The organism is Streptomyces sp. NPDC014907 (assembly GCF_055562975.1).
Genome location: NZ_JBVHEG010000012.1, coordinates 1 through 23,054, shown reverse-complemented (window position 1 = coordinate 23,054; position 23,054 = coordinate 1). Strand labels below are relative to the sequence as shown.

Sequence of the window (23,054 nt, the reverse complement as noted above, 5' to 3'; positions counted from 1 at the left end):
GGCGCGCCGGGTGCCGGACGACGGACACCGCCGACCCGTTCGTTCCGGCCACGCCTCCGTCACGCGTCCCCCCTCCGCTGTGGCGCGGAACACATAGGGTGTAGGTGACTCCATGGCGGGTAGGTGCGCGGGAACGCGGGGGTAGAGGACGATGACAGTGGGGTCCGATGCTGAGGGTGATGCCTGTGCGGCGTCCGAAGACGGTCTCGCGCGGGCCGAGTACGCGCTCGACGGTGACGGCGAGCACATCGCCGAGGCGCGGGATCTGGCCACTGCCTTCCTCACGGAGGCCTGTGCCGCATGTGGCGTGACCGTGTCCGAGCGGGCGGCGGACGTGACGCGGCTGGTCGTCAGCGAACTGGTCACGAACGCCCGCAGGTACGCCCCGGGGCCGCTGCTGCTCCGACTGCGGCTCACCGCGGAGACCGTGGACGTCTCGGTGTGGGACAGCGACCCCACCGTCCCGGCGGCCAGGACCGCCGACCCGGGGAGGATCGGTCAGCACGGCCTGGAGATCGTCAAGGCCGTCACCCGGGACCTCCGCATCCGGCGGGAGGCGGTCGGCAAGCGCGTCACGGCCCGCATCGACCTGTCCTGACCCCGGGCGCTCCCCGCCCCCGCGGGGGGCTTCCCGGTCGACCCGGGGCCGGCGACGGCACCCGGGTCGTGGCCCGGAGGTCAGGGACGCGGCCGGGCGGCGGTGTCCAGGTAGAAGGCGTCGATGCTCTGGACGGCCCGCTCGAACTCGTCGAGGTTGACCGGCTTGGTCACATAGGCGTTGGCGTGGCTGCTGTAGGCGCCGGTCACGTCGTCGGGAGCCGTCGACGTGGTGAGGACGACCACGGGGATGGTCTGCAGCTCCTCGTCGGTCTTGAGGACCTTCAGCAGCTCCCTGCCGTTCATCCGGGGCATGTTCAGGTCGAGGACGATGAGGTCGGGGCGCGGGGTGTCCGGGGCGCGCAGGTGCTCGAGCGCGGCGACTCCGTCGGTGACCTGGACCAGGTTGCGGGCCCCGCGCTCGGAAAGCGCCTCCTCGATGAGCATGGCGTCGGCGACGTCGTCCTCGACGAGCAGGACGTCGAACGGGCGGGCGGGGGTGGTCATGATCGGTTGCTCCGTGGGTTTGTCGTGTGAGTGGTCGAAGAGCCCCGGCCAGCGGCGGCGGGCGCCCTGCCGGGTCATACCGCAGGCGGCACCGAGCTGGGGATAGCCGGCACCCGCGCGGGCACCGGCCTCGACCGCTCCGCGCTGGAGCCGTTCGGCGGCCTTCTGGATGTGGTCGAGGACGTGGAGCAGGGCCAAGGCCTGTGCGCGGTCGTCCGGTGCCGGGTGCGAAGCATCTTCCAGAAGCCTTCGGACGAGGCGCTGCGCGAGATCGCCGACCGCCGCGTCCGCGACGGCGGCCGTCTCCTGCGGAGTGGTCCGCAGTACGAAGTTCTTGCCTGGCACACCTGGCACTCTAGGTCCCCGGGCGGCCTGGCGACAACAACCGTTGTCGCCCATTAAAGTGATCGCGCCGCATCCTGGCGGCCGGCACAGCGAGGAGTCCACAGAATGACCGGCGACGAGAGGCAACCGCGCACGCGTGGGCTTTCCGCGTGGACGACACGGCGGTGGCTCCGTGTGGGGACGTCCATCTCCCTGGTCGTCCTGACGCTGCTGGGAGCGACGGGGGCGTGGATCCTGGTGCGGACCGAGTCGCTCAGCGAGGAACTGGTGGAGGTGCGCTCTCCCGCGCTGACCGCGGCGATCCGTCTGGAGTCGGCCGTCCTCAACCAGGAGACCGGCATCCGCGGATACGGACTGACCGGCACGCCGGACTTCCTCACCCCCTACCGGGAGGGGGTCGCCGAGCAGGAGAGGCGGACCGCCCAGCTCGCCGGACTCCTCCGCGGGGAACGGGCCGCCCTGGCCGACCTCGGAGCCGTGCGGGACGCCGTGGCCACCTGGCAGGAGAGGATCGCGCGGCCGGTCGCCGCCGCGCCGCCCGGCTCGTCCTCGCCGGTGGCCGTCGCGCGGGCGGAGGAGGGCAAGAAGGCCTTCGACGCGGTACGGGTCGCCCTGAGCGGACAGCAGGAACGGCTGGGCGCGGAACGTTCCGCGACGAGGGACGAACTGATGGACATGATGGCCGTCAGGAACTGGGTGTTCACCGCCATCGGGGTGTTCATCGCCCTGCTGACGGTCCTGATCTTCGAAGGGCTGCGCCGGGGCATCAACGAGCCGCTGGACCGGCTCGGCGCGGACGCCCGCGTCATCACCGGCGGTGACTTCGAGCACCCCATCACGCCGTCCGGCCCCGCCGACCTGCGGCGCCTCGGCGAGGAGGTCGACTCCATGCGCCGGCGCCTGGTGCGGGAGCTGGCCTTCACCGAGGACGCGCGCCTGCGCCTCGACGCGCAGGCCGCGGACCTCCAGCGCTCCAACGCCGAGCTGGAGCAGTTCGCGTACGTGGCCTCGCACGACCTGCAGGAGCCGCTGCGCAAGGTCTCCAGCTTCACCCAGCTCCTCCAGCGGCGTTACGGGGGCCAGCTCGACAGCCGGGCCGACCAGTACATCGACTTCGCCGTCGACGGGGCGAACCGCATGCAGACCCTCATCAACGACCTGCTCGACTTCTCCCGGGTCGGACGGCTGCACAACGCCCACCAGGAGGTGGACCTCGAGGAGGTGTTCGAGCGGACCCTGTCCGCCCTGAGCGTCGGCATCGAGGAGGCCGGAGCGGTGATCACCCACGACCCGCTGCCGTCCCTGGTCGCCGACCCCACCCAGATGGGCATGCTCTGGCAGAACCTGATCGGCAACGCGGTCAAGTTCCGCCGCCCGGACGAGGCGCCGCGCATCCACGTGACGGCGGTCCGCGAAGGCGAGATGTGGCGGTTCACCGTCACCGACAACGGGATCGGCATCGCCCCGGAGTACGCCGACAAGGTCTTCGTGATCTTCCAGCGGCTGCACACCAAGGACGTGTACTCCGGCAGCGGCATCGGCCTCGCGATGTGCAAGAAGATCGTCGAGTTCCACGGCGGCGCCATCGCCGTCGACCCGGACTACCGCGACGGCGCGCGCATCGACTTCACCCTGGCGCCCGAGCCCCCGGAGAACTCCGTCCCGGCCGTCGCCCCGCAAGCCGTCGGGTCCGGTGCGGAACGGGACGGGTGACCGCCGGAATGACCACGAACCCCGTCGGGGCACCCTACGAACCGACGTACCGCATCCTCCTGATCGAGGACGACCTGGGCGACGCCCTGCTCGTCGAGGAGCTGCTCCACGACACGGGGCTGCGGTTCGAGCTGACCACCCGGACCACCCTGGCCGAGGCCCGCGCGGAGCTGGCCGGCACCCCGATCGACTGCATCCTCCTCGACCTCCACCTGCCCGACGTGTCGGGCACCGACGCGGTCACCGCGGTCCGGGGCATGGCCCCGCACACCGCGGTCATCGTCCTGACCGGCCTCTCCGAGGCGCAGGCGGGCCCCGACGCCATGGCCGCCGGCGCCCAGGACTACCTCGTGAAGGGAAAGGTCGAGGCGGACCTCCTGCACCGGACGGTGCGGTACGCCGTCTACCGCAGCAGGACCGAACGCGCCAGCGCCGAGGCCCAGGCCGCCCGGCTGCGGGCGGAGGAGAACGCCCGCCTGGAGCGCGGCCTGCTGCCCCAGCCGATCCTCGACACCTCCACGGTACGGGTGACCTCCCGCTACCTGCCGGGTGCCGCCATGGCCCTGCTCGGCGGGGACTTCCTCGACGTCGTGGAGGGGGACGACGGGCTGCTGCACGCCGTCGTCGGCGACGTCAGCGGCCACGGGCCGGACGCCGCCGCGCTCGGCGTCTGCCTGCGGATCGCCTGGCGCTCCCTCGTCCTCGGCGGACACCGCGGCGACGACCTGCTGCACCTGATGGAGCGCATCCTGATCGCCGAACGCGGCAACCAGCACATGTTCGCGACCTGCACCCTCCTCACGCTCGACCAGAACGCCGGCACCGCCGTCCTCCACCTCGCCGGCCACCACGAACCCCTCCTCACCACCGACGAGGGCACCCGTGAACTGGCCGCCGAGCACGGCATCGCCCTGGGAATCGTGCCCGGACCGCACCGCTGGCCCTCCACGGTCGTCCGGCTGCCCGCCACCGGCGCCCTCACCCTCTACACCGACGGACTCACCGAAGGCCACAGCGGAACAGCGAACGAACGGCTGGGCGTCGAGGGACTGCTCGGCCTGATCGCGCGCCTGCCGGCGACGGACCCGGCCGTCCACGTCGACCTCCTCATCAAGGAGACCCACGAACTGAACGCCGGACGGCACTCCGACGACCTCGCCGTGCTGCGCCTCGACTGGGGGAACCTGGCGGCCCGCCACTGAGGGGGAACGAACCCCTAGGCGGCGGTCCTGCGGGCGATCAGGCCCGCGACCACCACGTAGACGACCGCGGGGACGCCGTAGTCGAGCAGCACCTGAAAGGTGTGCGAGGAGACGTTGAAGAGCCCGATGGACCAGGCGGCGAGCCAGTCGGCGGCGGTGTGGAACCAGCCGACGACGGTGTTCGCCCGGTTGGCGTCGAGCAGGTCCAGGACGATCCGGACGACCAGGACGCCCGCGAGGACGTTGGCCACGGTTCTGATGACGGAGTCTGTGCCTCTCATGGACTGCGCCTTGCCCGCGCCCGCCGGGGCAAACCGGCCGCGCCGCGACCGGCCCGCCGCGGACCGCGGCGGGGCGCCTCCGCGGACGGCGGGGGCCGGGCCGCCGGGCGCCCGCGGCACCGTACGCGCCGTCAGGAGACGCGGCCCCCGGGGCAGGTGGCGTGGGAACGTCCACCGATGTGAAGATGACGCCATGTATGCGGTCCCTGAGAGAAAAGTGCACTTCACCCGGCACGGGCAGGTCTTCGTGATCACGGTCACCGGCGAGATGGACCACGACGACACGGAGGCGGTCGAGGCCGCCTGGGCGGCGGCCGACGAGGCGGCGCTGCCCATGACGGCGGTGGATCTCTCTCAGGTCACGTTCGCCGACAGCATGCTCCTCAACGCACTGCTCGACGCCCGGCGCCGCCACGAGGCGGACGGCCGCGAACTGGTGCTGATCGGCCCCCTGCGGTCGGGAGTGCGACTGCTCCTGGACATCAGCGGCACCCTCGAACACTTCCGGATCGTCAGCACGGGACCTTCCCCCGCCAGTTGAGGCCGTGACCCCACGGGGGCACGGTGTCACGCGAAGGAGGCGGAGCGGTCGTCGCACCGCACGGCACGCTCCAGAGAGCGGCACAGGAGAACACCATGGCCATCCCGTTCGGGGAGTTGGCTCCCGGGACCCGGAGACAGGCGGCACCCATGCAGTTCATCGCCGTCTGGGAGACGACGGACGCGCCGATCGCGGACTTCCGGCACGCCACGCGCGCGCTGCTGTCCCTGGCGGGGCACCTCCCCGGCCACCGGGCGAGCCAGGACGCCCAGCTCGTCGTGACCGAACTGGTCACCAACGCCTACCGGCACGCACCCGGCCCGGGCGCGCTGCTCCTGGAACTGACGCCCGCGGCGTCCCTCCTGGACATCACCGTCCGCGACGGCTCCCCCCGCCCGCCGGTTCTCCGGCCTCCCGACGCCACCCGCCCCGGCGGCCACGGCCTCCGCCTGGTCGCCCGGCTGTGCGACCGTCTGCACCACAACGCGCTGGGGACGGGCAAGGAGGTCGTCGCCCGGCTCCACCTGCGCCGCCACGCCGGCTGAACGGCGGCTCCCGTCGCGGAGCGGCCCGTGCGGCGGGCCGCGTCACACCCGTTCCGGCGGTGCCGCCTCCTCGCCCTCCCGCGTCTCCTCATCCTCCCGCGTCCCCTCGTCCTCCCGCGCCTCCCGCCCGCCGGCCGGGCCGGTGAGGTGGTCCAGGACGTTGGTGATGCGGAGCATGCGCTCGAAGAAGTCCGGGCGGTCGTCCAGGTGCAGGGCGGCGCCGCAGGCGCTGACCCGGCGGTGGATCAGCAGCAGGGCGGCCAGGCCCGAGGAGTCGATGTGCGTCAGCCCGTCGAAGCCGAGGCGTACGTCCCGGGGCGGCGCTCCGCCGCCCGCGAGGTGCTCGGTGACCGCGTCGACCAGTTCGTCACAGGTGTCGTAGTCGAGTTCCCCGCCCACGCTCACGTACAGCGAGGTGGACTTGCGGATGACGCCGAGGGTGAAGTCGATGGGGGAGAAATGGTTCATGTGCGCGTGTCGGGGCCGGGGGAGGGGTGGATGGTTCGCTCGCCCAGGGCCGCGAGGCCCTGTTCGATCGCGTGCGTCGCGCGGGGGAAGTCGCGGAGCTGCCCGGCCAGCAGGTCCAGGCCGACCGCGATGGACCCCGCGGGCACGTGGCGGGCCCGCAGGACGTCGGCGGTCCAGGTGAGGAACGTGGTGAACAGCTCGGGATCGTCGACGTAGAGGGCCGTGGACAGGAAATTGACGATGTGCGCCAGGTCCTCCGCGGTCCGCTCGCGCTGGAGGTCGCTGTAGGCGCGCAGGGCGGGGAACCGGTTCTCCATGTCGACCAGGGTCTGTTTGACGAGCTGGTGCCGGGACCGGACGACCATCGTGTACTCCTGGTCGGCCAGGTGCGGCAGGTCGTCCACCGCCTGGCGGCCGGCCGACAGGCCCGGCCGTGCCATCCCCTCGTCCAGGACCGCGAGCGCGCCGCGCGCGTCGGGCGCCCACCGGTCGGCGCGCAGCGTGCGCGCGTACCGGCCGTCGGGCCCGAAGGCCCGCCCGCCCGCCAGTACGGGGACGCCCACGGCCTGGCAGGCCGTGATGGCCGCGTGGGCGGCCGGCAGGTGGGTGGGGATCGAACTGGACAGCAGGACGGCCCCGGGGTTGCTCTGGTGCAGGTGCGCGACCAGGTGCGGCGTGGGCGTCTGGGCTCCCAGGTAGTCGACGCGCCAGCCGTGCAGGGACAGGACCTCCGCGACGAGCCGGGCGGGGAAGGCGTGCCACTCGCCGTCGACGCAGGCGACCGTGACCCGGCCCCGGGAGGGCGCGGCGCCGCCGGCGCGGCGGTGCGCCAGGGAGGCGACGATCCGCTCGTTGATGGCGGTGGCGGCGTGCTCCTGGGCCACGGTGATGCGGTCGGCGGCCCATTCGACGCCGACCTTCGCCTGGACCGGCGCGAGCACCCCGAGGAGCAGCGTCTCCTCCGGTACGCCCGAGGCGAGCGCCCCGTGGACGACCGCCGCGGCGGCGGCCTCGTCGCCCCCGGCCACCGCCTCCCACAGCCGCTCCGCCACCGCGGCCGTCGCGATCGGGTGACTCATGTGTTCCTCCCGCCGTTTCCGGCCCGTCCGCCGGAAGGGGCGGGCCGGGCGGCCCTGGGAGCCGTGATGGCCACGACGGCCATGTCGTCGTGACGGCCGTCGTCCAGCCACTGGGCGGCCAGCATCTGCATCCGCTCCACCACCGCCTCCGCCTGCATCCCCGCGCACTCGGCCAGGGCCCTCTTGAGACGTTCCGTACCCAGGAACTCGCCGCCCAGCGGTCCGCCGCGGGCCTCCACGATGCCGTCGGTGTAGAGCAGGCAGGTCTCCCCGGGGGCGAGCTCCGTCCGTACCGTACGCGCTTTGACGGCCGGCAGCGCGCCGACCAGGGTGCCGCGGGTGGCGACCTCCTCCACCGTGCCGTCGGCGCGGACGACGAGCGGCGGCAGGTGACCGGCGCTGGTCAGCCGCAGTTCCGTCCGGTCGGCCCGGCGGCGCACGGAGGCGAGCACGAGGGTGGCGAAACGGGTGTGATGGGAGGAGAGCAGCGCGCCGTTGAGCAGTTCCAGGACCCGCTGGTGGTCCTCGGCCAGGGGCAGCAGGGCGTGCAGCGTGTTGCGGATCTTGCCGGTCAGGACCGCCGCCTCCAGCCCCTTGCCCGCCACGTCGCCCAGGACGACGAGGGTCTCCTGAGAGGGGTCGGCGCCGGGGTGGACGTCGTAGAAGTCCCCGCCGATCCGCTCGTGGTCCTTCGAGGCCCGGTAGCCCCCGGCGTACTCGATCCCGTGGACGTGGGGGAGGACCGGCGGCAGCAGCTCGCGCATCAGCGTGGTGGTGATGGCGGTCTGCTCGGTGTAGAGGCGGGCGGCGGACAGCGCGGCGCCGGCGCGCGCCGCGAACAGACGCGCGAAGACCTCCTCGCCCTCGGTGAAGGCCCGCTCGGTGCCGGAGCGCAGCAGGATGAGGGCCCCCGCGGGCACCCCATGGCCGGGCAGCGGAGTGACGATGACGGAGCCGACCGGCGCGGTGAAGCCGTCCGGGACGACCCAGTCGGGGATGTCGGCGGGGTCGATCCAGCGGGCGGGCACGGGCGGGAAGCCCTGCAGGGCCTCGGCGAGGCCCGGTACGCCGGAGACGTCGATCTGCCGGACCGTCTGCGTGACGGGCCCGCCCGGGCGGGCGAAGGTCAGCGGGTGGCGCCGCCCCTGGGACGGCGCGACCAGGACGGCGGCTTCGGCCAGGTGTTCCGCGGCCATCGACGCGGCCACCTCCATGCAGCGCTGCACGTTCAGGGTGGACAGGAGCGAGCTGGAGACCTCCGCGAGGATCTCCGAGCGCGTCCGCACGTCGGTCAGGGCCGTCTCGGCCAGACGGCGGTCGGTCTCGTCGACCAGCCACCACACCACGTCGCCGTCGTCGCCCGGTGTGGGGTGGGCCTCCAGGAGGCGGTCGCGGATGCGCCCGGACACCGGGCCGTCGCCCGTGCCGGGGAACCCGTCGCCGATGCGCCGGTGGGCGTCCGCCAGCCAGGACGGCACCCGCTCGTGCAGCCGGTCACCGCTCTCGGCGTCGGGCAGCAGGAGGCGGGCGGCCTCGTTGATCCGCACGAGACCGCCGTACCGGTCGACGACCAGCACGGGGTAGGGAGCCTCGATCCACGTCGCACCGACCTGGAGGCCGGCATCGGGGGAACGGGCGGAGGAACCGCGGGAAGCAGCCACAAACGGAGGCGCGCACAGTGCGCGCCTCACCACCTTCCTGCTATGGACGACAGTTGTCCTGAGGAAACTGTCTCGCACTCGTTCACGCGATCGCAAGCCGCACCGGAAATGTACATACAAGCCTCACATCGTCGCGGATCGATCACCGGTCACGCGCACCGCCATCAGCGCGATGTCGTCCTCCCCGTCGGGGGGAAACGCCTCCAGGAGCGCGTCGCAGACCCGCTCCACGTCCGGCGGAAGGTCCCCGAGAACGGCTTCCAGACGGGCGAGCGAGATCCCCAGGTGCTCCTGGCGCCGCTCGATCAGGCCGTCGGTCGTCATCAGGAGGACGGACCCGGGCGGCGCCTCCACCTCGGTGCCCTCGGGATGGGGGAGACCCACCCCGAGGAGCGGGCCGTGCTCGTCGAGGGAGCGGACGTTCCCGTCGGGGGTGCGGAGCAGCGGGGGCAGGTGACCGGCGTTGGCGATGCGCAGGACGCCGGTGGCCCCGTCGATGAGGACGAGGCACAGGGTGAGGGTCAGCCGCGCCCCGACGGCCGTCAGGAGGTGGTCCAGGCGGGCGAGGATGCCGTGCGGGGGGTGCCCCTCGATGGCGTAGGCGCGCAGGGCGTGGCGGATCTGGCCCATGAGCATGGCGGCGTCGAGGGAGTGGCCGGCGACGTCGCCGACGGCGAGGAGCAGTCCTTCCCCGGTGGGAAGGGCCTCGTAGAAGTCGCCGCCGATCTCCGCGTGGTCGCTGGCGGGCAGGTAGCGCACCGCGAGATCGGCGAGGCGCGAGTCGGGCAGGGACTCCGGCAGGAAGCTCCGCTGGAGGGTCAGCGCCAGGTCGTGCTCCTCGGTGTAGCTCCGCAGGGCCTCCAGGGCGAGGGCGCACGCCTGGGCCAGCTGGGTGAGGAGCTGCTCGTCGTCGGGCGTCGCGACCGCGCCGGCGGGAACCGCGAGGCACACCGGCTGGCGGCCGGGCTTGGCGCGCGCCACGGCCACGGCGAGCGTGTCGTGGGGGACGAGGTGACGCGGGAAGCCCGGCCAGCGGTGGGCGCCGACCGTGAGCAGCCGCACACCGGTGCGGTCCCCCGGTCCGTGGTGGGCGGACAGGTCGCGGGCGTCGAGCGGCACGTCGGTGGTGTCCGTGGGGGACTGCCCGCCCGTACCGGCCGCGGACGCCGGTTCGCCGTGCGGCGAGATGAGCGCCGCCACGGCGGGCGTCCCCAGGACGGCGGTCGCGCCCCTGGCGGCGGCCCGGGCGACCTCCGTGGCGCTGACCGCGCTGTAGAGGAGCAGGGTCGCCTCGTTCAGGTGCAGCAGGCGGTCGGCCAGCCGCTCGGCCCGGCGGCGCGCCCGCGCGTAGCGCAGGGTGGCGGTGACGGTGGCGAGGAGCTCGTCCGGGGCGATGGGCTCCGTCAGGTAGGCGTCGGCCCCGCGGTTGAGCCCCTGGGTGCGGTCCTTGGCCGTGATGGCGGACGCGGACACGTGGACGACGGGCAGGGCCGCCGTCACGGGGTCGGCCTTGATGCGCTCGCAGACGTCGAAGCCGGTCATGTCGGGCAGGCGTACGTCGACGATCGCCACCTCCGGGAGGGCGTCGGCCTCCCGGAGCAGGGTGAGCGCCCGGGTGCCGTCCTCCGCCTCCACGACGGTGTGCCCGGCGCGGGACAGGGTGGTCTTCAGCACGTAGCGGTTGGTCGGGTTGTCGTCCACGACCAGGACGCGTGCGGGCGAGTTGTCGGACAGGGACGGTCCTGCGATCACGGTACGGGGTCTCCGGGCGTCTGCTGCTCACCGGTCTCCGCCGGAGCGGGGCGGCCGGTGCCGGTCGGGTCGAGGGCCAGGGCCCGGGTGATGCGCTCCGGCGTCAGGTGCGTCTTGCCCAGTACGGCCCGCGCGTGGGTGAGCCGGGAGTGGTCCACGTCGCCGGGGTCGGTCGAGGTCAGCACCACGACCGGGATGTGCGCGGTGTCGGGGTCCCGGGCCAGGACCTGGAGGAGCACGTACCCGTCGGGCGCCGGCATCGCCAGGTCGATCAGCACCGCTTCGGGCCGCTCCCTGCGGATGGTGTCGACCGCGCGCGAGCTGACCGACACCTCGGTCACGTTCCGCGCGACCCGGTCCAGGACCGGCCGGATCAGCTCGATGAACGTCCGGTCGTCGTCCACGACGACCAGCGACTCCGGAAGGGGGCGGTCGGTCCGCTCCGGGGCGTCCGCCGGGACGAGGCCGAGGGAGGCCGGGATCTCGACCCGGACGGTGGTCCCGGCGCCCGGCTCGCTGGTCAGGGCGAGGGTGCCGCCGAGCAGGCCGGCCAGCCTGCGGGCGTAGGGCAGGCCCAGGCCGGTCCCCGGCTGTCCCCGCTGGTGGGTGCCCAGGACCTGGTAGAACTCCTCGAAGACGCGGTCCTGCTGGTCCAGGGGGATTCCGACGCCCGTGTCGGTGGTGGTGAAGACGAACCAGGTGCGTCCGGCCCGGTCCTCGGTCCCGACCGTGAGCCGGACCTCGCCGGCCGTGGTGAACTTCAGACCGTTGGAGAGGATGTTGCGCAGGACGCGCGTGAGCATGACCTCGTCCGTGACGAGTTCCGGCGCGTCCCGCACGTCGGGGATGTCCAGGCGCACCCCGTCGTGGGCCATGCCGTGCAGCGTCCCGCGCAGCTGGTGCAGCAGGGTCCGGAGGTCGGTGCGGACCAGATGCGGTTCCAGCCGGCCCGATTCGGCCTTGGCGACGTCGAGCAGCTCCTCGACCAGGGCGAGGAGCGTGCTGCCGGAACCGGCGATGAGGGACATCTGCCGGCGCTGTTCCTCGGTCAGGGGATCGGCCTCGGGCGCGAGCAGCAGGCGGGCCAGGGCGATGACCGAGTTGACCGGGGCCCGCAGCTCGTGGCTCACGTTGGCCCAGAAACGGGTCTTGGCCTCGCTCGCCAGCCGCAGCTGCCGGGTCTTGTCCTCCAGCTCGGCGTAGAGGGCGACCACGCCCGTGTTCGTCTCCTCCAGCTCCGCGGACAGCTCGCTGTAGAGGGCGACCACCCCCTGGTTGGTCTCCTCCAGTTCGGCGTTCAGCCGCTGCAGCTCCTCCTGCTGGGCCCTGGACTCCTCGAGCGCCCGCAGGAGCTGCCGGTTCTGGGTCCGCAGCTCCTCGCTCATGCTGAGGTCGCCGGAGTCGCGGAGTGCCGAGTGGACCCGTTCCACCCGCTGTTCGTGGAGCTCCTGGGAGGCGGGCAGCCGCTGGCCCACCGTCAACGTGTGCCCCCGGGACGTCGGGACGTGGTCGCACCGGTCCAGGAGGCGCTCGGCGGCACTGAGCGCCTCGCGGCCGGGCTCGCGGGGCCCGCTCCAGGAGAAGCGGGCGCTGAAGAGGCCGGCCTCGCCGGTGCCGTCCTGCAGCTGGAGGTCCACGCGCAGCCCCGGGGTCCCCAGGAGATCACGACCCACCTCGCTCAGTACCGTCACCACTCGGACCAGTTCATGGCCTTCGAGGCCCAGGGCCCGGCACACCACCTGTCCACGCCTGCGGAGTTCAAACCCGTCCCGCTCGACGGCCAGCGGGAGGGTGAAGAAGTCGTGGACGCGCGGCCGGCTCACCGGTGGGCCGCCCTGGCGACGACGATGCCGGCGTCGTCGCGGCGCACCCCGGCCTGGCCGAGGATCTGGGCCGCGACGACGGCCGGCTGCCGGGTGAACAGACCGGGGAAGCCGGCCGGCGACCAGCGGTCGCTCAGGCCGTCGGAGTGGAGGACGAGGACCGCGCCGGGGTCGAGGGGGACCCGGAAGGTCCGGGGCGCGGGCATCTGGTGGCCGACTATCCCCGGGAGGGAGAGGAGGGTGCTCCGCTTCTCGCCGCTGACGACGAAGCCGCTGACGTTCCCGACCCCGCAGTGCTCGACGGTGCCCCGGGAGAAGTCGGCGCGCGTGACCGCCGCCGCCGCCCCCCGGGTGCCCTTCAGCTCCGTGTGCAGGGCCCGGACGATGTCCTCGGGGCTCCTGTGCGAACCGGCGCGGAAGGCGGCCCGGGCGCGTTCGCCGGCGAGCGCCGCCAGCGGACCGTGTCCCAGCCCGTCGCACATCATCACCGTGACCACCCGCGCCCCGTCGGGCCCGTGGCCGGTGCGCGCGGCCCACGTGTCCCCGCAGACGGTCTCCCCGCTGATCGGACGCGTCAGGCCGGCGACCTCCACCCCGTCGGTCCCGGGCGGCGAGCCGGGGTCGTCCCCCGCCCAGAACCGCGCGAGGAGCGCCGTGCCGCGGCCGGGCAGCGAGTGGACGTCGAAGACGTCGGCGAACCGCGCGATCGCCCCCATGCCCAGGCCCAGGGTGCCGCTGCTGGACGCGCCGTCCGCGAGCGCGCCGCCCACGTCCGCCATGCCCGGCCCGCTGTCCACGGAGAAGAGTTCGAGGGCGGCCCGGCCCCGGACGGCCACCACCCGGAGGGCCAGGGCCCCGTCCCGCGCGTGCTTCTGGAGGTTGGTGGCCGCCTCGGTCACGGCGAGCTCGACCTCGGCCACGCGGCTCTGCGCCATGCCGACGCGCCGGGCCAGTTCCGCCGCCTCCCGGCGGGCGGCCGCGGCGACGGCGACGTCGAGGCGCAGCCACACGACCTCCTCGGCCTCGGTCTCGTCACCGGACGCGGGGTTCACCGCGCCCACTTCAGGACCGTCACCGTGGTCCCGGCGCCGGGCTCCGACCACAGCTCGAACTCGTCCACCAGGCGCCGGGCCCCGCTGAGGCCCAGTCCCATTCCGCTGCCGGACGTCCACCCGTCCGTCAGGGCCTGCTCCAGGTCCGGGATGCCGGGCCCGGTGTCCGAGAAGCGCACCCAGACGCCGACGCGTGCCACGTCGCGGACGATGACCGCGTGCGCCGTGCCGCCCCCTCCGTAGATGAGGGTGTTGCGGCCCAGTTCGCTGGCGGCCGTGACCAGCTTGGTCTGGTTGACCAGGGACAGGCCCGCCCGCTGGGCGAGGACGCGTACGGTCTGGCGCGCCTTGACGACGTCGCCGCTGGACCGGATCGGTACTTCCTCGCGGGAGGCCTCGTCGGCCGGGTAGTCCCTCACGGGCGTGCCGGGGGCAGGTCCCTCGACCGGCGCAGGTAGCCCAGGCCGAGTTCGAGGTTGAGCGCGGTGCGGACGCCGCCCAGCGACAGGCCGAGCTCCACCAGCGTCATGGCGACGGCCGGGCGCATGCCGACGACGACCGTCTCCGCGCCGAGGACGCGGGAGATCGCCGCCGTGGTGGCCAGCATGCGTCCGACGAACGAGTCGACGATCTCCAGGGCCGAGATGTCGATGACCACCCCGCGGGCGCCGGTCGCGACGATCTGCTGGGAGAGGTCGTCCTGGAGGTCCAGGACCATCTGGTCCTCCAGGTCCACCTGGATCGAGACCAGCAGGATGTCGCCGATCTTCAGGACCGGTACGCGATCGCTCACAGCAGACCCGCCGGACGGGCCGCGGCGGCCTTGTCGATCTCCGAGAGGGCGTGCCGCAGGGCGTCGGCCAGGGTCGCCTTCGTGGGAATGTCGCCGAACTCGATGCCCAGGGCAACGATGGTCTGTGCGATCTGGGGCCGGATGCCCGAGATGGTGCACTCGGCGCCCATCATCCGCGCCGCGACGACGGTCTTGAGGAGGTGCTGGGCGACCTGGGTGTCGACGGCCGGCACACCGGTGATGTCGATGATCGCGTGCGCGGAGTTGGAGTCCACCAGGGCCTGCAGCAGCTTCTCCATGACGACCTGGGTCCGCGCGGAGTCGAGCGTCCCGACGAGCGGCACGCCCACCACGCCGTCCCACAGCTTCACCACCGGGGTGGACAGCTCCAGGAGCTGCTGGGACTGCGCGGAGATGATCTCCTCACGGGTCCGGGCGTACTCCTCCACCGTGAACAGGCCCAGATCGTCCAGCAGGCGGGCGAACTGGAGGTAGGCGCGCACGTCCTCCACGGCTCCGTCGAGGACGGGCTCCAGGACGCCCTTGAGCGCGAAGATGCTCACGGCGGTCTCGGTCGGGGTGAACCCCTGCCGGGCCCGGGTGCGCGACAGCTCGACGAGGAGGCTGCGCACGACGGCGAAGTCCTCGCCGCGCCCCGCCGGGCCGCCCTTCGAGACGGCGTCGACGATCGCGTCGTAGAGTTCGCGCAGCTCCCGGCCGAGCTCGGCGGCGCTCAGACGGCCGCGCAACGAAGCCCCGACGGCCTGCTCCCACTGCTCCACCAGCTCGGACCGCCGGGTGGTCAACAGCTCCAGCAGCCGATTCGAACCCTCGTTGGCCATTGCCTTTTCCCCTCACGTCGCCCTGCCCGGTCCGTCCCGACGATACGGCACGGGCCGGAACGCCGGTCATGCCCCTCCCGGCGCCCCCGCCGCCCCGGGGCGAAGGCGGGCGCGGCCGGCGGCGGGGCGGCGGCCGGTACGGCAATCGGCGCAGCCGGGACGGCGGCGCCCCCGCACCGGTGGTGCCATGGGGGCATCCCCGCGGCCGGAGGCCCGCGGTGCCCGGCACGACCCCTTGGAGAGCCATGGCGCACGACAACCCCCTGCGGGGACGGACGGCGGTCGTGACGGGCGCGGCACGCGGCCTGGGAGCCGGACTCGCCCGGGAGCTGGCCGGCCGGGGCATGCGGATCGCCCTGATCGGACGGGAGGCCGAGACCCTGGAGCGGGTCGCGCGGGAGCTGCCCGGGGAGAGCCGGTGCTACGAGGCCGACGTGACGGACGACGACCTCATGGAACGGACGGCCCGCCGGGTCGCGCGCGACCTGGGGGAGCCCTCCGTGGTGATCGCCAACGCGGGCGTCGCCGAGGGCGGCCCGTTCGTCACCTCCGACCCGGAGACCTGGCGCCGGGTCATCGAGGTCAACCTCGTGGGCAGCGCGATCACGGCCAGGTCGTTCCTCCCCGCGCTGCTGGCCTCCCGGGGCTACTTCCTCCAGGTCGCCTCGACCGCGGCCTTCGGGTCGGCCCCCATGATGAGCGCCTACTGCGCGTCGAAGGCGGGGGCGGAGGCGTTCGCCCGGTCCCTGCGCGCCGAGTGCGCCCACGAGGGCGTCGGCGTCGGCATCGCCTACCTGCACTGGACGGACACCGACATGGTGCGGGACGTGGACGCCCACGACGTCCTGCGGGAGCTGCGCGCCCACATGCCCCGCCCCGCCCGCACGGTGTACCCCGTCGAGAAGGTCGCGTCGTGGCTGGCCGAAGCGGTCCGCCGCCGCTCCGCCACCGTCTACGCGCCCCCCTGGCTGCGCCTCGTCCAGCCCGTCCGCCCCCTGCTGCCCCTGCTCGTCGCGCGGTCCTCGGCGAAGACCCTGCCGCGCCTCGCGGAGAAGGGCCCCCTGCCCCCCACGGGCCTGCTCGGCCCCGGCGGCCTCGCCGCCCGCGAGGGCCGGAGGAACGGGGCAACGCGCGAGGACGGCGAGGACCGCGACCGCTGACCCGGGACCGCTGACCCGGGACGGCTGACCCGGGACCGCTGACCCGGGACCGCGCCGCCCGGCGCGTTGCTCCGGCCGGACGATCCGAGGGTGTGCACCCGCCCCGCACGGGGCAGGGGACCGGGCATGAACCGCGATGACGATCACCGGGACCGGCGCCGCACGCGCCCCGAGGGAGTCGACGACCTGACGGTGGAGGCCCTGGGCTCGCTCTCCAAGGCACTGGAGACCACCGAACGGGCCCGTGGCCACCTGTACTCCTTCCACCAGCTCACCGGCACCGCCGACCTGGAGCTCGACAGGACGGTGGAACTCCTCGAGAAGGCCGGCCACGGGGAGTGGGCCGACCTCGTCCGGCGGGAGATCCTCGGCCGCAACGTCATCCCGGGCCACTGGACGTACCAGGTGGTCGAGGCGTACGACCGGACGTACTACGAGCCGTTCAAGCGGATCGAGCGGGACGCCGTCGACACCCTCGCCGAGGGACGCGACCACCTCTACGAGGCCGAGATGAAGGAGGAGCGCCGCACCCACGGCCACCGGGACCACACCGCCACCCCGGAGGAGACGGGGTAGGCGCGCGGAACCGGCGGGGCCGCCCCGTGCAGACGTTCCTCCCGTACGCCGGGTTCGCCGAGTCGGCGGCCGTGCTGGACCCGCGACGGCTCGGCAAGCAGCGCGTCGAGGCGCTCCAGGTCCTGCGGGGACTCACCGTGCCCGGATACGGCTGGCGCCGGCACCCCGCCGTGCGGATGTGGGCCGGATACGAGGAGGCCCTGGTGCGGTACGGCCTCGACGTCTGCGGCGCCTGGACGGCCGGGGGCCGCGCCGACACCTGCGCCGCCACGCTGACGCGCGACTACCTCGCCCGGTACCCGGGGGCCGGGGTGCGGGGACAGGACGAACTCGCGGCGGCCGGCGAACTGCCCCCCTGGCTCGGTGACCCCGCGTTCCACCGCAGCCACCGGTCCGCGCTGCTGCGCAAGGCCCCGGAGCTCTATCGCGACCGCTTCCCGGGAGTGCCCGACGACCTCCCGTACGTCTGGCCGTCCTCCGACCGGGACACCGGACCCGGCCCCTCCTGACCCCCGCCCGGCACCCGTTTCCTCCCGGTCCGCCCGCTTCGCTCCGTACACTGGGAACGCCGCGGCACCGGCCCGGCGGCCCCTACGGCGGAGTGGACATGAGACAGCGTTCCGGAGGACCGGAGGACGGCGCCGAGGGCCTGTTCGGCATGGAAGAACTCATGGCCGCGTCCGGACCGGGGAAGGCGGACGCGGGCCGCTCCTTCCGCGACGGGGAACGCGCGCGCACGCTGCTCGACGTGGCGGAGATCCACGCCGAGCCCGCCGCCGCCGCGTCGTGGCGGGGACGGCAGATCATCGCGCGCTTCCCCCGCGCCCGCCTGGTCCCCACGGACTCCCACTGGCGCATCCCGCACCTGCACGGCAACGCGGGCAACGTGGAGCGCTGGGTGAGGACCAAGCGCGAGACCCTGGTCCTGGGCGAGCGCAGGTCCTTCGGCATCCGGCCCAACGGCAGGTCCGCCGACTGGATCGCCCCCGGCCTCTCCAACGGCTGCGCGATGGCCTGCGCGTACTGCTACGTCCCGCGCCGCAAGGGGTTCGCCAACCCCGTCACCGTCTTCACCAACGTGGAACGCGTCCTCGACGCCCTGGCACGGCACGTCGCCGCCGCCGGCCCCAAGCGGGTGCCCAACCAGTGCGACGACCACGCCTGGGTCTACGACGTCGGCGAGAACGGCGACTGCTCGGTCGACGACCTGATCAGCGACAACACCGCCGATCTGGTCCGGGCCTTCCGCCGGTGGCCGACCGCCAAGGCGTCCTTCGCCACCAAGTTCGTCAACCCGGACCTGCTGCGGCTCGACCCGCGGGGCCGTACGCGCATCCGCTTCTCGGTGATGCCGCCGGACGACTCCAGGCTTCTCGACATCCGGACCAGCCCGGTCCCGGAACGCCTCGCGGCGGCGGCCGACTTCCTGGACGCCGGCTACGAGGTGCACTTCAACCTCTCCCCGGTGGTGATCCGCCCGGGCTGGGAGGAGGGCTGGGACGACCTGCTCCGCGCCATGGACGACGTGCTGCCCCGGAGGGTGAAGGACCAGGCGGCGGCGGAGGTCATCATGCTCACCCACAACGAGGACCTGCACGAGGTCAACCTCGGCTGGCACCCCCGCGCCGAGGAGACGCTGTGGCGCCCGGACCTCCAGCAGCCGAAGCGCTCCGAGAACGGCGCCCGGAACGTGCGGTACCGCACCGGGACCAAGGCGTCCGCCGTCGAGTCGCTGCGCCGGCTCATCGACGCCCGCGCCCCGTGGCTGCGGGTGCGGTACGCCTTCTGAGCACCGCCCGCTCCCGCCCGCCGCCGGGACACGGCCGCCGGCCGGCCAACTGTCGCCGCCGGTCGCGGTGCCGCAGGGCCGGTCGCGGTGCCGCGCCGGTCGCGGTGCCGCGCGACCGGTACCGCGCCGGACGCCGGGGGCGACCGGCCGGGGCCCGTGACCGCCGGGACCGTTTCCACATGCGGAGCGTCCGCCACCGGGACCCGACCCCTTGTCAGGGGATTCCCCCCTCCCTACCGTGGTGCAGCGAGTCCTCGGCCCGGCGGGTCCACCGGCCCGTGCAGGCCGTCGTCCGTTCCCCAGCGCGCGACACACCATGGAGGCGTCACATGCCCGTAGCCGTGCCGGATCTTCTGGAAACCGACGGATTCCGCGACGCGGGTCCGCTGGAGATCGACGACGAGGCGATCGCGTTCGAGGACGACGACCGCGCCGACCGCGAGCACACGGCGTGCCTCGCCGACCCCTGGGTGACCGCCACCACCCGCTTCGCCTGTGACCTGAACTCGTAGCGGTGGCCGTTTCCATCGCCGGTCGCGGCGGATGGTCGGACGACACGTGGTCGTACCTGAACGATCCGCGCATGCCGGCGATGGAACACGGCTGGAAACTGCACGTCTCGACGCGTCCCGGCGACCTCGACGCCGTGACCGCGCTCGTCCTGACGGTGCTGGCCCGGCACGTCTGCCACGCGAAGTTCGCCCGCGACCCGGAGACGCTGCGCCGCCTCAACTCCGGGGTGGGGAGCGCCGGAGCCGTCGGCAAGGCGATCACCGTCTACCCCCCGGCCGGCGGCGTGGTCGCGATCGCCCGGGAACTCGCCGCCGTCCTGCGGGGCCGGGAGGGTCCGCGGATCGTCAGCGACCGGCGGGTCGACCCGGAGGCCCCGGTCTACTACCGCTACGGCCCCTTCACGGGCGACTACCGGACCGGCCGGAGCGGACGGCTCGAATCCGTCATGACCGGGCCGGACGGCCGGATCTTCGACGGCCTGGCCGTCGACCGCTACCGGTGCCCGCCCTGGGCCGAGGACCCCTTCACGAACGCATCCGGACCCGGCACCGGGCGGTCCGCACCCGGCTTCGGCGGCGGGCGCTACACGATCACGGCCGGCATCGCGCGTGCTCCCCGGGGCAACGTCTACCGCGCGGTCGACCGCGTGCTCGGACGGCCGGTGGTGGTCAAGCAGGCGAGGGCCTTCGTCGGCGAGGACGAGTCCGGTACGGACGCCCGCCACCGGCTGCGCAACGAACACGCGGTCCTCACCGCCCTCGACGGCGTCACGGGCGTGCCCCGCGCGCTGGACTACTTCGCGCACCACGCGGACGAGTACCTGGTGACGAGCGACTGCGGCGACCGGAACCTGCGCCGGGAGATCCTGCGGAACGGCCCCTACCGCGACGACGCCTCCCGCACGGAGGCCCGCTCCCTGCCCGCCCTCGCCTCCCGGCTCCTGCGCGTCCTGGACGCGGTCCACGGCCGGAACGTGGTCGTCCGCGACCTCAAGCCCGACAACGTCGTGCTCGACGGCTCCGGCCCCGGACACTGCCACGTGATCGACTTCGGGATCAGCGAGCGGGACGGCACCGGCCCGGGAGGGGCGACCCCCGGATACGGCGAACCGGTCCTGCGCGCGACCGGACCCGCCGCCCCCGCCGACGACCACTACGCCCTCGGCGCGACCCTCTTCTTCGCCGCCACCGGCATGGACCCGGTGATCGTGGACACCGACCACGAGGTCAACCGGGACCGGACCCTGGCCTGCCTGGCGTGGGCCCTGCCCGGACGCGCCCACCGGGAGGTCCGGGCGACGGTCGCCGGCCTCCTGAGCTTCGACCCGGCCGTACGGACCGCCGCCGCCGGTCACCTGCGCGCCGGCACGGCCGGAACCCCGCGCCGCCCCGTCCGCCGGCCCGCGCTTCCCCGGATCGACGACGACCTGCTGGCCGAGGTCGTCGAGCACACCGTCGCGTTCTGCGCCGGTGAGGCGCGCGCGATCGTGGACCCGGTACGGGCCGCGCGCCTGAACGTCCCCACCTCGGCCGACGTCTACGGCGGCAGTGCGGGACTCGGGCTGGAACTCCTGCACCACGCGCACCGGCCCGGCGTGCGGTCGGCCGTCACCGCGCTGGCGCGGTGGACGGCGGAACGGTCCGGAGACCTGCCGCCCGGCTTCTACACGGGACGCACCGGCGTCGAACTCTTCCTCGCGGAAGCGGAAGCGGAAGCGGTGTCGGAGGCCGGGACGGTGTCCGAGGCGGGGACGGAGACGGGGACGGGGGCCGGGACGGGGAAGGGGCCGGCGGTCCGGCCCGGCCGCCCCGTCCTGCCGGACCGCGCCCCGGACGGCGGACCGCCGGAGGCGGACCTGATCGCGGGGGTCGCCGGGATCGGCCTCGGCCAACTGCTGCTCGCCCGGAACGCCCTCCGGGCCGGCCGGCGGCACACCGCGGACCGGCACCTGGCCGTCGCCGCCGACTGCGACCGGATGCTGGCGTCGGGCGCCGCCCGGCTCACCCCGGGCCCGGACACGGCCGGCAGCGCCGCACTCCGCGAGGGCCTCGCGCACGGCGAGGCGGGCGTCGTCCACTTCCTGCTCGAACACGGCGGCGCGACCGGGGACCCGGACGTGATCGGCCGCTCCGCGAAGGCCGCCGCGCGCCTGGCCGCCGCGACACCGGACATCATCGCGGCGGCCGCCGCGCCGGGGGCGACACGCCGCTACGGATCGTGGTGCCGGGGCCTGGCCGGCATCGGGACCGTACTCGTGCGGGCCGCCGTGCTCCTCGACGAACCCGGCCACCTCGACCTCGCCCGGCGGGCCGCGCGCGCCTGCGCCGCGCTGGCACCGCGGATGCCGCTGGTCACGCAGTGCTGCGGACTGGCCGGGGTGGGCGACCTGATGGTGGACGTCGCGGAGGCGTCCGGCTCCGAGGAGTTCCGGGACGCGGCCGAGACCGTCGCCCTGCTCATCCTGAGCCGCAGCGGCGGCACCTGGACCCGGCCCGTGTTTCCCGACACCGGTCTCACGCGGCCGAGCGCCGCCTGGGCCGGCGGCTCCGCGGGCGTGCTGGCCTTCTTCCGGCGGCTGCACGACCGGGGCGGCCCCCGGCTCGGTCTCCTCGCCTGACCGCCGGCGGGACGCCCGGACGGTGCCGGGGCGTGTGCCGAGAGTCCCGTCCGCCCGGACGCGGCGCGGGCGGGGGACCGGACGGCGCTCAGGAGCGTCCGGGGCGCGGGGGTCCTCGTTCGGACCCGCAGTGATGGCGGTGGGGCCGGAACCCGGGAAGGGTGGAGGAGGGTCCGACGCCCGCATCGGCCCTGCCCACCCCCCCCGTTCAGAAGGAGCACCGTCATGTCCGAACGTCACACGCTCATCCGCGGTCTGCACGACGTGGGTCTGGCCGCCTGGTTCGGAGGTTCGCTGATGGGAGCGGTCGGCCTCAACGGCGCGGCCAAGGACGAGGGCGGGACGGAGACGGCCACGGACCGGATCGCCTCCTCGGGCTGGGCGAAGTGGACACCCGTCAACGCCGCCGCCATCGGCGTACACCTGTTCGGCAGCGGCGGACTGCTCGCGGCGAACGCCCACCGCGTCGCCACCCAGCAGGGGGTGGCCGGTTCCACCGCGGCCAAGACCGCCGTCACCGCCGCGGCCCTGGTCGCCACCGCCTACGCCCGCGTCCTGGGCAAGAAGGTCGAACTGGCCTCCTCCTCCGACCCGGAGGACGTCGAGAAGGCGCGGAAGCACCCCATCGACCTGGACAAGGCCCGTCGGCAACTGGCCTGCGCGCAGTGGGCGGTGCCGGCGCTCACCGGGTGCCTGGTGCTGCTCAACGCCCTGCACGGCGAGCAGCAGCGCCCCGCCGAGCAGGCTTCGGGCATGTGGGAGCGGGCCCGTTCCGTGAGCCCCTTCATGTCGTGAGACCCGGCTCCCGGCTCCCGGCTCCGGCCCCGGCTCCGGGCGACGCCTCGCCGGTGCCGGGCGCGGGGGCCGGTCGCGGTCCGGTCGCGCGCCCGGGCCCCGGTCCGGCCGGCGGACGCGGGGGCCCGGCCCCGTACCCCGCGCTCCCCGGGCCCCTTCCGGGAAGCGGCACCCGAAAAGATGAGCGGTTCGTCGTATGACTTGCCCCGGGCGGAGCCGGAGCCCAGCATGTAGGGACCCGGGCGGGAGACGGCCGGCGGGGGGGGGGGGGGGGGGGGGGGGGGGGGGGGGGGGGGGGGGGGGGGCCGCGGCCGCTCGGGTGAGGAGGGCGGTGAGGAGGGCCGCGGAGACGCGGTCGCGGCGGTCGAGGCCGCTGCCGTCGGCGAAGCGGGCCCCGGTGACG

General features: G+C 74.2%; 23 protein-coding genes. 12 read left to right on the top strand and 11 right to left on the bottom strand.

Annotation, left to right across the window (positions count from 1 at the left end; genetic code table 11):
* Nucleotides 1-151: 151 nt before the first annotated feature.
* Nucleotides 152-598 carry an ATP-binding protein gene (locus ACZ3IL_RS25305; protein WP_467393727.1) on the top strand — a complete coding sequence of 149 codons (447 nt, stop codon included), beginning with the start codon at nucleotides 152-154 and terminating at the stop codon, nucleotides 596-598.
* Nucleotides 599-678: 80 nt separating this feature from the next.
* Here the strand turns inward: ACZ3IL_RS25305 and ACZ3IL_RS25300 are convergent, their stop codons facing one another.
* Nucleotides 679-1,449 (bottom strand): response regulator, encoded by a 771-nt coding sequence (locus ACZ3IL_RS25300; protein ID WP_467393725.1) that lies wholly within the window; start codon nucleotides 1,447-1,449, stop codon nucleotides 679-681.
* Nucleotides 1,450-1,554: 105 nt separating this feature from the next.
* On the opposite strand from ACZ3IL_RS25300, the gene ACZ3IL_RS25295 reads away from it, so the two are divergent.
* Together ACZ3IL_RS25295 and ACZ3IL_RS25290 are read left to right on the top strand one after the other, a co-directional pair.
* On the top strand, nucleotides 1,555-3,162 hold the full coding sequence (locus ACZ3IL_RS25295; protein ID WP_467393723.1) for a sensor histidine kinase: 1,608 nt from the start codon (nucleotides 1,555-1,557) through the stop codon (nucleotides 3,160-3,162).
* 8 nt (nucleotides 3,163-3,170) lie between these two features.
* Entirely contained in the window at nucleotides 3,171-4,364 is a 1,194-nt protein-coding gene (locus tag ACZ3IL_RS25290; RefSeq protein WP_467393721.1) for a PP2C family protein-serine/threonine phosphatase, read from the top strand.
* 14 nt (nucleotides 4,365-4,378) lie between these two features.
* Here the strand turns inward: ACZ3IL_RS25290 and ACZ3IL_RS25285 are convergent, their stop codons facing one another.
* Nucleotides 4,379-4,645, bottom strand: a complete 267-nt coding sequence (locus ACZ3IL_RS25285) for a hypothetical protein (protein ID WP_467393719.1) — start codon at nucleotides 4,643-4,645, stop codon at nucleotides 4,379-4,381.
* 193 nt (nucleotides 4,646-4,838) lie between these two features.
* On the opposite strand from ACZ3IL_RS25285, the gene ACZ3IL_RS25280 reads away from it, so the two are divergent.
* Both ACZ3IL_RS25280 and ACZ3IL_RS25275 read left to right on the top strand, forming a co-directional pair.
* Complete coding sequence (locus ACZ3IL_RS25280; RefSeq protein WP_467393717.1) at nucleotides 4,839-5,186, top strand: STAS domain-containing protein; 348 nt, start codon at nucleotides 4,839-4,841, stop codon at nucleotides 5,184-5,186.
* Between the two features lie 95 nt (nucleotides 5,187-5,281).
* Nucleotides 5,282-5,731: an ATP-binding protein gene (locus ACZ3IL_RS25275; RefSeq protein ID WP_467393715.1), complete on the top strand. Its 450-nt coding sequence runs from the start codon at nucleotides 5,282-5,284 to the stop codon at nucleotides 5,729-5,731.
* Between the two features lie 42 nt (nucleotides 5,732-5,773).
* Here ACZ3IL_RS25275 and ACZ3IL_RS25270 read toward each other — a convergent pair whose 3' ends face one another.
* From ACZ3IL_RS25270 to ACZ3IL_RS25230, 9 genes are all read right to left on the bottom strand, one after another.
* Nucleotides 5,774-6,199 (bottom strand): STAS domain-containing protein, encoded by a 426-nt coding sequence (locus tag ACZ3IL_RS25270; RefSeq protein ID WP_467393713.1) that lies wholly within the window; start codon nucleotides 6,197-6,199, stop codon nucleotides 5,774-5,776.
* Nucleotides 6,196-7,278, bottom strand: coding sequence for a cobalamin B12-binding domain-containing protein (locus tag ACZ3IL_RS25265; RefSeq protein ID WP_467393711.1), 1,083 nt, complete (start codon nucleotides 7,276-7,278; stop codon nucleotides 6,196-6,198). Before ACZ3IL_RS25265 ends, ACZ3IL_RS25270 begins: the two co-directional genes overlap by 4 nt.
* A complete protein-coding gene (locus ACZ3IL_RS25260; RefSeq protein WP_467393709.1) occupies nucleotides 7,275-8,939 on the bottom strand; it encodes a PP2C family protein-serine/threonine phosphatase in 1,665 nt (554 codons plus the stop codon). Before ACZ3IL_RS25260 ends, ACZ3IL_RS25265 begins: the two co-directional genes overlap by 4 nt.
* A 123-nt stretch (nucleotides 8,940-9,062) precedes the next feature.
* Nucleotides 9,063-10,688: a SpoIIE family protein phosphatase gene (locus ACZ3IL_RS25255; protein ID WP_467393962.1), complete on the bottom strand. Its 1,626-nt coding sequence runs from the start codon at nucleotides 10,686-10,688 to the stop codon at nucleotides 9,063-9,065.
* Complete coding sequence (locus ACZ3IL_RS25250; protein ID WP_467393707.1) at nucleotides 10,688-12,514, bottom strand: ATP-binding protein; 1,827 nt, start codon at nucleotides 12,512-12,514, stop codon at nucleotides 10,688-10,690. Before ACZ3IL_RS25250 ends, ACZ3IL_RS25255 begins: the two co-directional genes overlap by 1 nt.
* Entirely contained in the window at nucleotides 12,511-13,566 is a 1,056-nt protein-coding gene (locus ACZ3IL_RS25245) for an ATP-binding protein (protein WP_467393705.1), read from the bottom strand. Before ACZ3IL_RS25245 ends, ACZ3IL_RS25250 begins: the two co-directional genes overlap by 4 nt.
* Nucleotides 13,563-13,985 carry an anti-sigma regulatory factor gene (locus tag ACZ3IL_RS25240; protein ID WP_467393703.1) on the bottom strand — a complete coding sequence of 141 codons (423 nt, stop codon included), beginning with the start codon at nucleotides 13,983-13,985 and terminating at the stop codon, nucleotides 13,563-13,565. The genes ACZ3IL_RS25245 and ACZ3IL_RS25240 overlap by 4 nt, the downstream gene beginning before the upstream one ends.
* Nucleotides 13,982-14,359: an STAS domain-containing protein gene (locus tag ACZ3IL_RS25235; protein ID WP_388689696.1), complete on the bottom strand. Its 378-nt coding sequence runs from the start codon at nucleotides 14,357-14,359 to the stop codon at nucleotides 13,982-13,984. Before ACZ3IL_RS25235 ends, ACZ3IL_RS25240 begins: the two co-directional genes overlap by 4 nt.
* Nucleotides 14,356-15,201, bottom strand: a complete 846-nt coding sequence (locus ACZ3IL_RS25230) for an STAS domain-containing protein (protein WP_467393701.1) — start codon at nucleotides 15,199-15,201, stop codon at nucleotides 14,356-14,358. Before ACZ3IL_RS25230 ends, ACZ3IL_RS25235 begins: the two co-directional genes overlap by 4 nt.
* Before the next feature lie 245 nt (nucleotides 15,202-15,446).
* On the opposite strand from ACZ3IL_RS25230, the gene ACZ3IL_RS25225 reads away from it, so the two are divergent.
* From ACZ3IL_RS25225 to ACZ3IL_RS25195, 7 genes are all read left to right on the top strand, one after another.
* A complete protein-coding gene (locus ACZ3IL_RS25225) occupies nucleotides 15,447-16,361 on the top strand; it encodes an SDR family oxidoreductase (RefSeq protein WP_467393699.1) in 915 nt (304 codons plus the stop codon).
* A 126-nt stretch (nucleotides 16,362-16,487) separates the two neighbouring features.
* On the top strand, nucleotides 16,488-16,937 hold the full coding sequence (locus ACZ3IL_RS25220) for a hypothetical protein (RefSeq protein ID WP_467393697.1): 450 nt from the start codon (nucleotides 16,488-16,490) through the stop codon (nucleotides 16,935-16,937).
* Nucleotides 16,938-16,963: 26 nt separating this feature from the next.
* Complete coding sequence (locus ACZ3IL_RS25215; RefSeq protein WP_467393695.1) at nucleotides 16,964-17,446, top strand: MSMEG_6728 family protein; 483 nt, start codon at nucleotides 16,964-16,966, stop codon at nucleotides 17,444-17,446.
* A gap of 98 nt (nucleotides 17,447-17,544) precedes the next feature.
* Nucleotides 17,545-18,726: a spore photoproduct lyase family protein gene (locus ACZ3IL_RS25210; RefSeq protein ID WP_467393693.1), complete on the top strand. Its 1,182-nt coding sequence runs from the start codon at nucleotides 17,545-17,547 to the stop codon at nucleotides 18,724-18,726.
* A gap of 329 nt (nucleotides 18,727-19,055) precedes the next feature.
* Entirely contained in the window at nucleotides 19,056-19,238 is a 183-nt protein-coding gene (locus tag ACZ3IL_RS25205) for an SflA family class IV lanthipeptide (RefSeq protein WP_467393691.1), read from the top strand.
* A gap of 2 nt (nucleotides 19,239-19,240) precedes the next feature.
* Nucleotides 19,241-21,856, top strand: a complete 2,616-nt coding sequence (gene lanL / locus ACZ3IL_RS25200) for a class IV lanthionine synthetase LanL (RefSeq protein ID WP_467393689.1) — start codon at nucleotides 19,241-19,243, stop codon at nucleotides 21,854-21,856.
* Nucleotides 21,857-22,081: 225 nt separating this feature from the next.
* Nucleotides 22,082-22,651, top strand: a complete 570-nt coding sequence (locus ACZ3IL_RS25195; RefSeq protein WP_467393687.1) for a hypothetical protein — start codon at nucleotides 22,082-22,084, stop codon at nucleotides 22,649-22,651.
* Nucleotides 22,652-23,054 lie beyond the last annotated feature (403 nt).

Bases quoted from the DNA above. Each gene is read 5' to 3' on its own strand.
- ACZ3IL_RS25275 (WP_467393715.1), top strand. From the start codon at position 5,282: ATGGCCATCCCGTTCGGGGAGTTGGCTCCCGGGACCCGGAGACAGGCG.
- ACZ3IL_RS25205 (WP_467393691.1), top strand. From the start codon at position 19,056: ATGCCCGTAGCCGTGCCGGATCTTCTGGAAACCGACGGATTCCGCGAC.
- ACZ3IL_RS25280 (WP_467393717.1), top strand. From the start codon at position 4,839: ATGTATGCGGTCCCTGAGAGAAAAGTGCACTTCACCCGGCACGGGCAG.
- ACZ3IL_RS25225 (WP_467393699.1), top strand. From the start codon at position 15,447: ATGGCGCACGACAACCCCCTGCGGGGACGGACGGCGGTCGTGACGGGC.
- ACZ3IL_RS25295 (WP_467393723.1), top strand. From the start codon at position 1,555: ATGACCGGCGACGAGAGGCAACCGCGCACGCGTGGGCTTTCCGCGTGG.
- ACZ3IL_RS25270 (WP_467393713.1), bottom strand. From the start codon at position 6,199: ATGAACCATTTCTCCCCCATCGACTTCACCCTCGGCGTCATCCGCAAG.
- ACZ3IL_RS25290 (WP_467393721.1), top strand. From the start codon at position 3,171: ATGACCACGAACCCCGTCGGGGCACCCTACGAACCGACGTACCGCATC.
- ACZ3IL_RS25305 (WP_467393727.1), top strand. From the start codon at position 152: ATGACAGTGGGGTCCGATGCTGAGGGTGATGCCTGTGCGGCGTCCGAA.
- ACZ3IL_RS25230 (WP_467393701.1), bottom strand. From the start codon at position 15,201: ATGGCCAACGAGGGTTCGAATCGGCTGCTGGAGCTGTTGACCACCCGG.
- ACZ3IL_RS25285 (WP_467393719.1), bottom strand. From the start codon at position 4,645: ATGAGAGGCACAGACTCCGTCATCAGAACCGTGGCCAACGTCCTCGCG.
- ACZ3IL_RS25220 (WP_467393697.1), top strand. From the start codon at position 16,488: ATGAACCGCGATGACGATCACCGGGACCGGCGCCGCACGCGCCCCGAG.
- ACZ3IL_RS25195 (WP_467393687.1), top strand. From the start codon at position 22,082: ATGTCCGAACGTCACACGCTCATCCGCGGTCTGCACGACGTGGGTCTG.
- ACZ3IL_RS25265 (WP_467393711.1), bottom strand. From the start codon at position 7,278: ATGAGTCACCCGATCGCGACGGCCGCGGTGGCGGAGCGGCTGTGGGAG.
- ACZ3IL_RS25210 (WP_467393693.1), top strand. From the start codon at position 17,545: ATGAGACAGCGTTCCGGAGGACCGGAGGACGGCGCCGAGGGCCTGTTC.